Genomic DNA, 12,053 nt, shown 5'->3' with positions numbered 1-12,053 from the left:
GGCGGGCGCGGCCCTCAGGCCGGCACGGGCGCCGACGCGGCGGGCAGCGCCGCGTCGCGCGAGCGCTGCCGGGCGGCCGGGACCACCAGCGGCGTGCCGGTCTCGGGGTCCGGGATGACGCGGCAGCGCAGGCCGAAGACGCGCTGCACCAGCTCGGCGTCGACGATCGTCGAGGGATCCCCCTCCGCCACCACCGCGCCGTCGCGCATGGCGATCAGGTGCGTCGCGTAGCGGCAGGCGTGGTTGAGGTCGTGGAGCACCGCCACCATCGTGCGGCCCTGCTCCTCGTGGAGGTCGGCGCAGAGGTCGAGGACCTCGATCTGGTGCGAGATGTCCAGGAACGTCGTCGGCTCGTCGAGGAGCACGATGCCGGTCTCCTGGGCGAGCACCATCGCCAGCCAGACGCGCTGGCGCTGGCCGCCGGAGAGCTCGTCGACCGCGCGCGAGGCGAGCTCCGTGACGTCGGTGGACGCCATCGCCGCGGCGACCGCGCGCTCGTCGTCGCGGGACCACTGGCGCAGCAGGCCCTGGTGGGGGTAGCGGCCGCGGGCGACGAGATCCGCGACGGTGATCGCGTCCGGGGCGATCGAGCTCTGGGGCAGGAGCCCGAGGCGCCGGGCGACCTCCTTCGACGGCAGGCTGGTGATCGGTCCGCCGTCGAGGATCACGGTCCCCTGCGAGGGCTTCAGCATCCGCGCGAGCGCCCGCAGCAGCGTCGACTTCCCGCACGCGTTGGGGCCCACGATGACCGTGAACGAGCCGTCCGGGATGTCGACGGTCAGGTCCGTGGAGACGGTGCGCTCGTCGTAGCCCAGGGAGAGTCCCTCGCCCCGCAGGCGCGGTCCGCCGTCGATCGTCGGGTCTCGGGTCATGCGCGATCGCCTCGCCATTCGTTCCACAACAACCAGATCAGGTAGACCCCGCCGAGCACGCCGGTGACGACGCCGACCGCCAGCTGCTGGTCCGGGAAGACGCGCTGGGCCAGGAAGTCGCTGCCGATCAGGAGCACCGCGCCGGTGAGCGCGGCGACCCCGACCCCGGGGCCGGTGACGCGGGTCAGGCGCCGCGAGATCTGCGGCGCCGCCAGCGCGACGAACAGCACCGGACCGGTCGACGACGTCGCCACCGCGGTCAGGACGACCGCCAGGAGCAGCAGGCCCGTCCGGGCCCGGCCGACGGAGACGCCCAGCGCGCCGGCGGCGTCGTCGCCCATCTCCATCATCCGCAGCTCGCGGGCCAGGACGAACGTCAGCGGGAGGACCACGGCCAGGGCGATCGCCACCGGGACGACCTGCTCCCAGCCCCGGCCGTTCAGGCTGCCGGTGATCCACACGTTCGCCGCCGCGGCGTCCTCCAGCCGGGCCCGGGTGAGCAGGTAGTTCGTGATCCCGACCATCACGAAGCTGATGCCGATGCCGATGAGGATCAGCCGGCAGCCCTGGACGCCCTCGCCGCCCTTGAACGCCAGCAGCCCGACCAGCAGCGCCGTCCCCAGCCCGCCGGCGAGCGCCCCGAGGGCGACGGCCCCGGCCCCGCCGTCGAACGCGACGATCTGGAGCACCGCACCGGCGGACGCCCCCGAGGTGAAGCCGATGATGTCCGGGCTGCCCAGCGGGTTGCGGGTGACGCTCTGGAAGATCGCGCCGGCGGCCCCGAGCGCCGCGCCGACGAGCAGGGCCGTCAGGGCGCGCGGCAGCCGGATCGTCTCGACGATGAAGCTCTGACCCTGGTCGCCGCCGCCCAGCAGCGTCGCGAGCACGTCGCCGACGCTGATCGGGTACTCGCCCGTCCCGACCGCGAGGACGAGCAGCGCGAAGCCGACGAGCAGCAGCGCGGCCCCCACCAGCAGCACCCGGGTGTGGGTGCGGAAGCTGACCGGGGTGCCCGGGATCCGGACGATCCGACCGAGGCCGCCGGGCACCTCGCCGCTCCCGGGGATCCGCGCCGTGCTCACAGCTGGGCGATGCGCCGGCGGCGCACGATCGCGATGAAGACCGGTGCGCCGATGACGGCGGTGACGATCGAGACCTGCAGCTCCCCCGGGCGGGTGACGATGCGCCCGATGACGTCGGCGAAGAGCAGCAGCGTGGGCGCCAGCACCATCGAGTAGGGCAGGACCCAGCGCTGGTCGGGCCCGGCGATCGCCCGGGCGACGTGGGGCACGGTCAGGCCGATGAACGCGATCGGGCCCGCCGCCGCCGTGGCCGCGCCGCAGAGCAGCGTGATCGAGAGGGCGCCGAGGGCGCGGGTGCGGGCGATGTTGGCCCCGAGCGACCGGCTCAGGTCGTCGCCGAGGGCGAGCGTGTTCAGCGGGCGCGCGAGGAGCAGCGCCAGGACGATGCCGGCGCCGATGAACGGCGCCACCTGGCGGGTGACCGAGGCGTCGTGACCGGCCAGCGACCCGACCTGCCAGAAGCGGTACTGGTTGAAGACCTGGGGCTTCAGCGTGGTGATGCCCTGGACCACCGCGTAGAGCGCGAAGGTCAGCGCGATCCCGGCCAGGGCGAGGCGGACGGGCGTCGCGCCGCTGCTCCCGCGGGAGGCGACGCCGTAGACGATCACCGTGGCCAGTCCCGCCCCGAGGAACGCGAACCAGACCTGGACCGTCGGCTCGACGTACCCGAAGAGCGCGATGCCGGCGACGACCATCGCCGCGGCCCCGGCGTTGACACCGAGGATCCCGGGGTCCGCGAGCGGGTTGCGGGTCAGGGCCTGCATCAGCGCCCCGGCCAGCCCGAGGGCGGCGCCGACGAGCAGGCCGAGCAGCGTGCGCGGGATCCGCAGGTCGCGGACGACGACCGCGTCGTCCGAGCCGTCGGGGCTGAAGACGAGCCCCCACACCCGGTCCAGCGCGATCGTCCGCGAGCCGACGCTGACGCTCAGGGCGACCATCACCAGCAGGACGACGAACGCCGCCACCAGACCGAGGGCGAGGAGCGAGCCCCGGCGGGCCCGGACGGCAGGAGTCTGGGGCGCGGTCGCCGACGCGCCCTGGGGAACGGTGACGCTCACGGGACGAAGGCCACCCTAACAGCGTCGTCCGGCTCGGCGCGCGCCCCGGGACGTCACTCGACGTCGTCGGGCGTGAGGCGGTGCTTCCAGTAGCCGATCGCCTGCGAGGGACCGATCGGCAGGCCGCGGTCGTGCTTCAGGTGCTCGCGGATCCCGCGCACCGCGAGCGACTCGCCGGCGACCCAGACCTTCGGTGTGCCCTGCGGCAGCGAGGCGGCGCGGACGGCCTCTTCGAGGCACCGGGAGCGGCCGGCCGACTCGCCGTCGCGGGTGACCCACTCCAGGACGAGGTCGGCCTCGCTGCTGAGCTCCTGCCGCTCCGCGGCGTCGGCGATCTCCACGAAGACGAGCGTCGGGTGACCGGCGGGCAGGCGCTCCAGGGTCGCGGCGATCGAGGGCAGGCCCGTCTCGTCGCCGACCAGCAGCGTCCAGTCGGCGTCGGACTCGGCGTAGAAGTGGATCCGCGGCCCGGCGAAGCCCAGGACCATGCCCGGGCGGGCGTGCGTCGCCCAGCGCGAGCACCGGCCGTGGTCGCCGTGGAGCACGAAGTCGACCGTCAGCAGCGGGCCGTCCGGGCCGTCGGGGACGTAGTCCCGGACCGTGTAGTTGCGCCAGTGCTGGTCGGGCGTGCCGGGCGCGTACCGCCAGCCCTCCGTCGGCAGCACGGGCCGCTCGGCGTCGTCGGCGGGCCAGATCAGGGTGATGATCTCGCCCGGCTCCTCGTCCGGGAGCCGGGCCAGGTCGGCCCCGGAGAAGACGATCCGCTGGACGCCCGGCGTGAGCCGACGGGCGCGCAGCACGGTCGCGTGACCCGTGGTCAGGGGCGACGGGCGCTCCTTGGCCCGGAGCGCGGCGGGGGACAGCGACACAGCCATGTAGGTGAGCCTAACAAGACAGGCCGAACCGGGCCGCGGTGGGCGAGATGCCAGACTCGACCCTCGTGCTGGAGCCCCATCCCCCGGGTCCGCGGGCCCGACGCTGGGTCGCCGTCGGTGCCGCCACCACCGCCGGCGCGCTCGCCGCCGCCGCGGTCGGCGTCCCCTCCCCCGCGCTCTTCGCCGGGCTCCTGATCGGTCTCGCGTTCGCCCTGCGCACCGACTGGGGTCTCGACGTCCCGGGCCCGGGGGCGCGGGTCGCGCAGGGCGTCCTCGGGGTGTCGCTCGGGGTGCTCGTGCAGAGCTCGACGCTGACGGAGATCGGCCGCAACGCGGCCCCGATCCTGGGCGTCACGCTCGCGACGCTGATCGCCACCGTGGTGGCGGGGCTGCTGATGAGCCGCCTGACCGGCCTGGACCGGCCGACCGCCTCGTTCGGGATGGTCGCCGGCGGCGCGTCGGGGATCGTCGCGATCTCCCGGGATCTCGGGGCCGACGAGCGACTCGTGGCGGTCATGCAGTACCTGCGGGTGCTCGTGATCGTCGTGCTGACGCCCGTCGTCGTCGGGATCGCGGGTGGCGGTGGCGGCGGCCGGGCGGCCCCGGCGGGGGCGGTCGCGGGCGGCTGGGTCGAGGGCACCGTCGCGCTGGCGCTCTGTCTCGCCGTCGGCCTCGGGGTCGCACGGATCGTGCGCCTGCCGGCGGGCTCGCTGCTGGGGCCGCTGATCGTCGCGGCCGGCCTCTCGCTGGCCGGCGCCGACCTCATGGCCCCCGTGCCCCCGCTCCTCCTGCAGATCGCCTACGTCGCGATCGGGCTCTCCGTCGGCCTGCGGTTCACCGTCTCCAGCCTCCGCCACGCCGCGCGGATCCTGCCCGCGACGCTGGGCCTGATCGCCGCGCTGATCCTCGTCTCGGCCGGCCTCGGCCTGCTGCTCGTCCCGCTCGCGGGCGTCGGCGCGCTGGACGCCTACCTCGCCACGACGCCCGGGGGCCTCTACGTGGTGCTCGCCTCGGCGTCCACCAGCGACGTCGACGCGACGTTCGTCCTCGCGGTCCAGGTCCTGCGCCTGTTCGCGATGCTCCTGGCGGCCCCGCTCCTGGCCCGCTGGCTCGTGCGCCGCGAGCAGGAGCACCCCGCCTGACCTCCGGCCCCCTCCGGGTGCCACGAGCCGCGACGAACCCCGACGCGGTCCGGCCCGAGACGCTCGGGGCGGGGCCCGGCCCCTCCTCTTTCCCCTACTTCGCGTCGATCCAGGTGCGGCCGACGCCACCCTCGACCTTCAGCGGCGGGTCCTGCACCCAGGGGGCGACCATCTCGCGCTCCACGAGGGCCTTCACCCCGTCCGGGCCCTCCATCTCGGACGCCGGGCCCTCCACGAGCAGTTCGTCGTGGATCGTGAGGACCATCCGCGAGCGGACGCCGGCGTCGTCGAGGGCCCGGCGGACGCCGATCATCGCCAGCTTCATGATGTCCGCGGCGGTGCCCTGGATGATCGTGTTGACGGCCAGGCGCTCGCCGAGGGAACGCATCTGGGGGTTGCGGGCGCGCAGCTCGGGGATCAGGCGGCGCCGACCGAACATCGTGCGGACCTCGCCGGCCTCCTTCGCCTGGGCGATCGTCGAGTCGATGAACGTCTTCACGCCGGTGAACTCGGCGAAGTAGCGGTCGATGACCTCGGCGGCCTCGCCCCGGGGGATGTTCAGGCGCTCGGCCAGGCCGAAGTCGGTCAGCCCGTAGGCGATGCCGTAGTTGACCATCTTCGCCTTCGACCGCAGGCCGGCGTCGAGCTCGTCCTCCCCCACGCCGAAGACCCGCATCGCGGTGGCGGTGTGGACGTCGCGGTCCTCGCGGAACGCGTCGCGCAGCGTCTCCTCCTCGGCGTAGAAGGCGAGGATGCGCAGCTCGACCTGGGAGTAGTCGCAGGAGAGCAGCACCATGTCGTCGGCCGCCTCGAAGCAGCCGCGGATCCGGCGGCCCAGCGCGGTGCGGACGGGCACGTTCTGCAGGTTGGGGTCCGTCGAGCTGAGGCGGCCCGTCTGCGCGACGGTCTGCTGGAACGTGGTGTGGATCCGGCTCTCGGGGTCTGCCGAGGCGAGCTGCGGCAGGACGTCGAGGTAGGTCTTCGTCAGCGTCGAGAGCTCGCGCCAGCGCTCGATCAGCGGCACGATCTCGTGCTCGTCCCGGATCTGCTGGAGCACCCGCGCGTCGGTCGAGAAGCCGGTCTTGCCACGGCGCTTCGTCGTCAGGCCGAGCTCGGTGAAGAGGACCTCGCCGAGCTGCTTGGGCGAGCCGATCGTGAACTCGCGGCCGGCGAGCGCGTGGATCTTCGTCTGCAGCTCGCCGATCTCGGTCCGCACCTCCGTGCCGACCTCGTCCAGGCGCGGGACGGACAGGTGGACGCCCTCGCGCTCGATCTCGCGCAGCACGTCGACCAGCGGCAGCTCGACGTCGCGCACCAGATCGGTGAGGCCCGCCTCGTGCAGCAGCTTGCGCTGGTGGACGGCCAGCAGCGCGACGCGCCCGGCGGTGGCCGCGGCGACGTCGGTGACCGACTCCGCCACGGCGACGCCCGCCTCGTCGGCGAGCTCGTCCAGCGGGTAGCCGCGGCGCTGGGGCTCCAGGACGTACTGCGCCAGGAGCGTGTCGTGCTCCAGGCGGGGCGCCCGGTAGCCGCGCACGCCCGCGTCGGTGCCCGGCGCCCCCTGGACGCGGGCGCCGCCGCCCTCGGCGAGCGCCTTGCCGTCGTGGACGACGAGCGGTCGTCCCTCGAGCGCGATGAGGACCTCGGCCGGCGTCGTGCAGCCGCCGACGAGCAGCTCCGTCGGCCGGGAGTCGGCGAGCAGCGCGACGGCGAACCGCAGCGGGAACGTCTCGCCCGGGTCGGCGTCGCCCTCGGCGGGCGCGTCGCCGGAGGCGTCGGGGTCGAAGAGCTGGCCGGACTCCTCCTGCTCCGCGGCGACGGGCTCGACGACCGCGACGGCCACCGCGGCCGGGTCGCCGCCGTCGGGGTCCGCGGCCGCGAGGGCCGCGGTCAGGTCCGCCAGCGCGATCTCGCGCACCGGCGCGTCGACGGTCGTCGGGTCGGGCCCCTTGCCCTTCGCGGCGGTCGGACGGCCGTCGGAGTCCAGCAGCGGCTCGAGGCGGCGCCACGGGTCGCGCAGCTCGAAGCGCATGAACGCCTCGCGCAGCGCCCCGGCGTCGGGCTTGGCGACGAGTAGCGCGTCGAGGTCGTAGTCGACCTCGACGTCGACGTGGATCCGCGCGAGCTCCCGCGAGATGCGGGCGTTCTCGGCGTGGTCGATGAGGTTCTGCTTGCGCTTGGCGCCCGAGATCTGGTCGACGGACGCCAGGACGGTCTCGAGGTCGCCGAACTGCTGCAGGAGCTGCGCGGCGGTCTTGTCGCCGATGCCGGGGACGCCGGGGATGTTGTCCGAGGTGTCGCCCTTGAGGCCGTAGAAGTCGGGGATCAGCGCCGGCGGCAGGCCGTAGCGGTCGATGACGGCCTGGTGGTCGTAGACCTTGACCTCGGTGATGCCGCGCGCGGTGGCCATCACGCCGACGAGGTCGCCCTCGTCGATCAGCTGGAACTGGTCGCGGTCGCCGGTGACGATGACGGTGCGCAGCTTCCGTTCCCGTGCGTGGACGGCGAGCGTGCCGATGACGTCGTCGGCCTCCCAGCCCTCGGACTTCACGTTGGCGTAGCCGAACGCGGCCGAGATCTCGCTGAGGAACGGCCACTGCTGCCGCAGGAGGTCGGGCTTCTTCGCCCGCTGGGCCTTGTACTCGGGGTAGACCTCCTTGCGGCCGGACATGCCCGCGTCCCAGACGACGGCGGTCGGGACGGGCCCGAGGTCCTGGTAGAGCTTCACGAGCATCGACGCGAAGCCGAAGATCGCGTTCGTGGGCTCGCCCGTGGAGGTGGCGATGGACTCCGGCAGCGCGAAGAACGCCCGGTAGGCCAGCGAGTTGCCGTCGATCAGGAGGAGGTCGGGGGTCTTGGCGGCCACCGGTGGACCATAGCCCTCCGGGCGGCGAGCGCCGGTGTCGCGGGCGCCTCCGCGGACGACGCCGGTCCGCGTCCCCCGCCGCGCTCCCGCAGGGCCCCGTGGGGCCGCCCCGACGAGGGCCGCGATCGCCCTCTGGGACGGTGTACTTGCATACTAGGTCGGCCCTCGCGGGGCTCGCGCGGAGGACTAGTGTTCGGCCCGTGAGCGGAACGCCGTCAGCGCAGTACTCCATCGTCCTCCGGGTCGAGATCGACCACAGGCCCGGGGCGCTGGGCGAGGTCGCCTCGGCCATCGGGCACGCCGGCGGCGTCATCGGCGACGTCGCCCTGGTATCGGTCACCGGCGACACCCTGATCCGTGACATCACGGTCTCCGCGGGCGGCGAGGACGCCTGGGGCGCGATCTCCGACGCGATCACCGAGCGCGCCGGCGCGCGGGTGCTGGCGCTCACCGACCGCACGTTCCAGGTCCACGAGGGCGGCAAGCTCGAGACGACCCCGAAGCACCCGCTGAAGACCCGCGACGACCTCGCGATGGCCTACACGCCGGGCGTCGCGCGGGTCTGCTTGGCGATCGCCGACGACGTCGCGCTCTCGCACGACCTGACGCTGCGCAAGAACACGGTCGCGGTCATCACCGACGGCACCGCCGTGCTCGGCCTCGGCGACATCGGCCCCGAAGCGTCGATGCCGGTGATGGAGGGCAAGTGCGTGCTCTTCAAGGAGTTCGGCGACGTCGACGCGTTCCCGCTCGCGCTGAGCACGAAGGACACGGACGAGATCGTCGCGATCTGCAAGGCCGTGGCCCCGACCTTCGGCGGCATCAACCTCGAGGACATCTCGGCGCCGCGCTGCTTCGAGATCGAGGAGCGCCTGAAGGCCGAGCTCGACATCCCGGTCTTCCACGACGACCAGCACGGCACCGCGATCGTCACCCTCGCCGCGCTGATCAACGCGTGCAAGATCACCGACCGCCGGCTGGAGGACGTCAAGGTCCTCGTCACCGGTCTGGGCGCCGCCGGCATCGCGGTCACGAAGATCCTGCTCTCGGCGGGCGTCACCGACGTCATCGGCGCGGACTCCAAGGGCATCGTCTCCACCAAGCGTGCGGACTACCTCGACGGCACGATGAACAGCGTCAAGCGCTGGTACGCCGAGATGAGCAACCCCGAGCACCTGACGGGCCACCCCGGCGACCACCTCGCGGGGCGCGACCTCTTCATCGGCCTCTCGGGCGCCCGGATCTTCCCGGCCGAGAAGCTCGCCGCGATGAACCCCGACGCGATGGTCTTCGCGATGGCCAACCCCAACCCGGAGGTCTCCCCCGAGGAGGCCGCCCCGTACGCCCGGATCATCGCCACGGGCCGCTCCGACTACCCGAACCAGATCAACAACGTGCTCGCGTTCCCGGGCATCTTCCGCGGCGCGCTGGACGCCCGCGCGCAGCAGATCACCGAGGGCATGAAGATCGCCGCCGCCCACGCGATCGCCGACCTCGTCGCACCGGAGGACCTGCGCGAGGACCACATCATCCCGTCGGTCTTCGACCGCGACGTGGCCCCCGCGGTCGCCGCCGCCGTCGCCGCCGAGGCCCTGGCCGCGGCCGGCGTCTGAGCGGGACGGCCGCCGGGCACGGCCCCGTCCCACCGGGTACCGGGGAGGGCATCCGTACCCTGCAGAGGGTCCACGGTCCCCGACGCAGGAGTCATCGCATGCAGGTCACGATCACCGGAGCCACCGGACTCGTCGGGTCGCGACTCGTCGCCCGGCTGCAGGCCCGCGGCGACCGGGTCACCGTCCTCTCCCGCGATGCGGCGAAGGCCAAGGCCGCCCTGGGCGACGTCGAGGCCGTGAGCTGGAGCCCCGGCTCGGCGGGCGCGCCGGGGGCACCCGACCCCGCCCTCGTCGCCGCGCTCGAGGGCCGCGACGCGGTCGTCAACCTGGCCGGCGAGCCCGTGTTCCAGCGCTGGACGGCCGCCGCGAAGCCGCGGATCAAGGCCTCGCGGGTCGAGACGACGAAGCAGCTCGTCGCGGCGATCGCCGCGGCGCAGGACCGTCCGGGGACCCTGGTCAGCGGCTCCGCGACGGGGTACTACGGCGACACCGGCGACACGGTCGTGACGGAGGAGCACCCCGCAGCGACCGACTTCCTCGGCGACCTGGCCTCGAGCTGGGAGGCCGCGGCGCGCGGTGCCGAGACCCACGACGTCCGCGTCGTGCTCGTGCGCACCGGCATGGTGCTCGCCCCCGAGGGCGGTGCCCTGCCGGTGATGGCCAAGCCGTTCAAGCTGGGCCTGGGCAGCTGGATGGGCGACGGGAAGCAGTACGTCCCGTGGATCCACGTCGACGACGAGGTGGGGATCATCCTCGCCGCGCTGGACCACCCGACCTTCAGCGGCCCGGTCAACGCCGCGGCGCCGGAGGCGGCGACGAACAAGGCGTACTCGAAGGCGGTCGGCGCCGCCCTGCACCGCCCCGTCCTCGTCCCGGCCCCGGCGTTCGTGCTGCGCACGGTGCTGGGCGAGATGTCGGCGCTGGTCCTCGACAGCTCCCGCACGAGTCCGGGCCGCGCGGAGGAGCTGGGCTACCGGTTCGACCACCCGGGCCTGCACGGCGCGCTGGACGACGTGCTCGGGTCCTGAGGGGACGCGTGGCCCGCGGTCAGCGCGGGTCGAGCGCCGAGACGGCACGCCAGCCGTAGGCCTCGGCGCGGGCGACGCTGAGCTGCGGGGTGGTGATCCGGCCGTCGGCGGTCTGGCGCCCCTCCGCCGGCGGGCCGGGGACCGCGGAGCGCAGGAGGCCCGCGACGACGCCGTCGCGGCGGTTGCCCTTCGCACCGGCCGCCTGCACCGCGCGCAGCTGCAGCTTCACCGCCCGCCAGCCGGAGAGCGCGCCGACCGGCGCCGGCGTGCGGAAGTGGCGCTGGTACAGGGCGTCGATCCTGCGCCCCTCCGCCGAGTCGCCCGGCACGCCGTCGTCGACGACCGCCTCGGCCGTCAGACGCCCTTCGCGGACGGCGAGGGCCGTCGCCTGCGAGGCGGTGCCGCGGGAGAGGATCAGCGTGCGGCCGCGCAGGCGGTCGCCGAGGGCCGACACGAGGGCCGCGGGATCGCCGGCCGACGGGTCGCCCGTGAGGACCACGCAGTCGGTGCGGCCGCGGACCGCCTCGGAGACCGTGCGGCGCAGGTTCGCGTCGCTCCAGCTCGTCGCCCGGGCGCTGATCGCCGGGTCGACGGCCGAGAGGTCGTAGGGCGCACCGGCTCCGGTGGCGCGCGCGTCGGCGACGACGGTGCGCTCGCAGTCCGCGGCCTTCACCCGCTCGACGACGCCACGGCGGACCGCCTCGTCCGCCGGGGTGAGGACGACCTGGCTGCGCGTGCCGGAGGGCTCGCGGTCGGCCTGGGTCATCGGCACGTCGTCGCCGGTGGCGGAGACGAACGCCACGCCGGTCTGGCTCGCCAGCAGCCCGTACTCGCGGACCGTGACGGCCGAGACGCCGGAGATCGCGGCCACGGCGCCCGAGTCGCGCAGGACGACGCCCGCCTCGCGCGCCGCGCCCGCGACGCCGACGGTGATGCCGTCGTCGTCGGTGACGTCGCGCTCCGACAGGCGCAGGCTCAGGCCGCCGACGCCCCCGTCGGCGTCGGCCAGGCCGAGCTCGACCCCGCGGACGACGGCGGCGCCCTGCGGGCCCCAGGGCCCGCGCAGGGGCACGCCGACGTACAGGGCCACCTTCGTGGCCCCGGCCTTCTCGCCGGTGGGATCGTCCCCGCAGCCGGCCGCGCCGACGCAGGCCGCCGTGAGGACCAGGCCGAACGCGGCGCGGCGGACCGCGCGCGTCATCGCGACGGGATCAGGCGTCGTTGGACGGCGCGACCTCGGTGTCCGCGTTCGGGAAGTACGAGAAGACCTTCCAGATCGCGGTGGCGAGGACGACGACCCCGGCGCTCAGCAGGATCGCGTCGAACTGCTTGAACCCCAGCGCCCACGTGATGATGAACAGCAGGAAGGCGGCGGTGATCGCGTAGATGAGGCCCATGGGCCACGAAATCTACCGCGAACCGCCGTCGACCGGCGACGCCCCGTGACCTGCCGGCCGGGCCGGCGGACGGACGGGCGTCGACCGGGCCGCGGCGCCCGGCCGCGGCGGCGGCCCGCT

The 12,053-nt window shown here is 74.3% G+C and carries 10 protein-coding genes; 3 read left to right on the top strand and 7 right to left on the bottom strand.

Translation table 11 applies throughout. The annotated features are described in order from the left end of the window. Positions 1–14: 14 nt before the first annotated feature. The 4 genes from Q7T67_RS18270 to Q7T67_RS18255 are packed head-to-tail and all read right to left on the bottom strand — an operon-like array spanning position 15 to position 3,887. A complete protein-coding gene (locus Q7T67_RS18270) occupies positions 15–872 on the bottom strand; it encodes an ABC transporter ATP-binding protein (protein WP_304793153.1) in 858 nt (285 codons plus the stop codon). After that, positions 869–1,954 (bottom strand): iron chelate uptake ABC transporter family permease subunit, encoded by a 1,086-nt coding sequence (locus Q7T67_RS18265; protein ID WP_304793151.1) that lies wholly within the window; start codon positions 1,952–1,954, stop codon positions 869–871. The genes Q7T67_RS18270 and Q7T67_RS18265 overlap by 4 nt, the downstream gene beginning before the upstream one ends. Next, positions 1,951–3,012: an iron chelate uptake ABC transporter family permease subunit gene (locus tag Q7T67_RS18260; protein ID WP_304793149.1), complete on the bottom strand. Its 1,062-nt coding sequence runs from the start codon at positions 3,010–3,012 to the stop codon at positions 1,951–1,953. The genes Q7T67_RS18265 and Q7T67_RS18260 overlap by 4 nt, the downstream gene beginning before the upstream one ends. Positions 3,013–3,065: 53 nt before the next feature. Continuing rightward, on the bottom strand, positions 3,066–3,887 hold the full coding sequence (locus Q7T67_RS18255) for a siderophore-interacting protein (protein ID WP_304793147.1): 822 nt from the start codon (positions 3,885–3,887) through the stop codon (positions 3,066–3,068). 47 nt (positions 3,888–3,934) lie between these two features. On the opposite strand from Q7T67_RS18255, the gene Q7T67_RS18250 reads away from it, so the two are divergent. Further along, a complete protein-coding gene (locus Q7T67_RS18250; RefSeq protein WP_304793145.1) occupies positions 3,935–5,029 on the top strand; it encodes an AbrB family transcriptional regulator in 1,095 nt (364 codons plus the stop codon). A 94-nt stretch (positions 5,030–5,123) separates the two neighbouring features. Here the strand turns inward: Q7T67_RS18250 and Q7T67_RS18245 are convergent, their stop codons facing one another. Continuing rightward, positions 5,124–7,895 (bottom strand): DNA polymerase I, encoded by a 2,772-nt coding sequence (locus tag Q7T67_RS18245; protein ID WP_304793142.1) that lies wholly within the window; start codon positions 7,893–7,895, stop codon positions 5,124–5,126. 200 nt (positions 7,896–8,095) lie between these two features. Here Q7T67_RS18245 and Q7T67_RS18240 point away from each other — a divergent pair, with 200 nt between their 5' ends. Then, positions 8,096–9,508 (top strand): NAD-dependent malic enzyme, encoded by a 1,413-nt coding sequence (locus Q7T67_RS18240; RefSeq protein ID WP_304793139.1) that lies wholly within the window; start codon positions 8,096–8,098, stop codon positions 9,506–9,508. Positions 9,509–9,606: 98 nt separating this feature from the next. Then, positions 9,607–10,536, top strand: a complete 930-nt coding sequence (locus tag Q7T67_RS18235) for a TIGR01777 family oxidoreductase (protein ID WP_304793137.1) — start codon at positions 9,607–9,609, stop codon at positions 10,534–10,536. A 19-nt stretch (positions 10,537–10,555) separates the two neighbouring features. Here Q7T67_RS18235 and Q7T67_RS18230 read toward each other — a convergent pair whose 3' ends face one another. Next, a complete protein-coding gene (locus Q7T67_RS18230; RefSeq protein WP_304793135.1) occupies positions 10,556–11,737 on the bottom strand; it encodes a hypothetical protein in 1,182 nt (393 codons plus the stop codon). 10 nt (positions 11,738–11,747) lie between these two features. After that, the gene (locus Q7T67_RS18225; RefSeq protein ID WP_304793132.1) at positions 11,748–11,933 is read right to left on the bottom strand and encodes a hypothetical protein; all 186 of its coding nucleotides are present in this window, start codon (positions 11,931–11,933) and stop codon (positions 11,748–11,750) included. Between the last annotated feature and the right edge of the window lie 120 nt (positions 11,934–12,053).

It is taken from the genome of Patulibacter sp., from assembly GCF_030655195.1.
Taxonomy (GTDB): Bacteria; Actinomycetota; Thermoleophilia; order Solirubrobacterales; family Solirubrobacteraceae; genus Patulibacter.
Note: the sequence above shows the minus strand (reverse complement) of the source record. Positions and strands in the feature narration are given on the sequence as shown.

Coding starts and splice junctions, on each gene's coding strand:
- Q7T67_RS18250 (WP_304793145.1), top strand. CDS start 3,935: ATGCCAGACTCGACCCTCGTGCTGGAGCCCCATCCCCCGGGTCCGCGG.
- Q7T67_RS18270 (WP_304793153.1), bottom strand. CDS start 872: ATGACCCGAGACCCGACGATCGACGGCGGACCGCGCCTGCGGGGCGAG.
- Q7T67_RS18230 (WP_304793135.1), bottom strand. CDS start 11,737: ATGACGCGCGCGGTCCGCCGCGCCGCGTTCGGCCTGGTCCTCACGGCG.
- Q7T67_RS18255 (WP_304793147.1), bottom strand. CDS start 3,887: ATGGCTGTGTCGCTGTCCCCCGCCGCGCTCCGGGCCAAGGAGCGCCCG.
- Q7T67_RS18235 (WP_304793137.1), top strand. CDS start 9,607: ATGCAGGTCACGATCACCGGAGCCACCGGACTCGTCGGGTCGCGACTC.
- Q7T67_RS18225 (WP_304793132.1), bottom strand. CDS start 11,933: ATGGGCCTCATCTACGCGATCACCGCCGCCTTCCTGCTGTTCATCATC.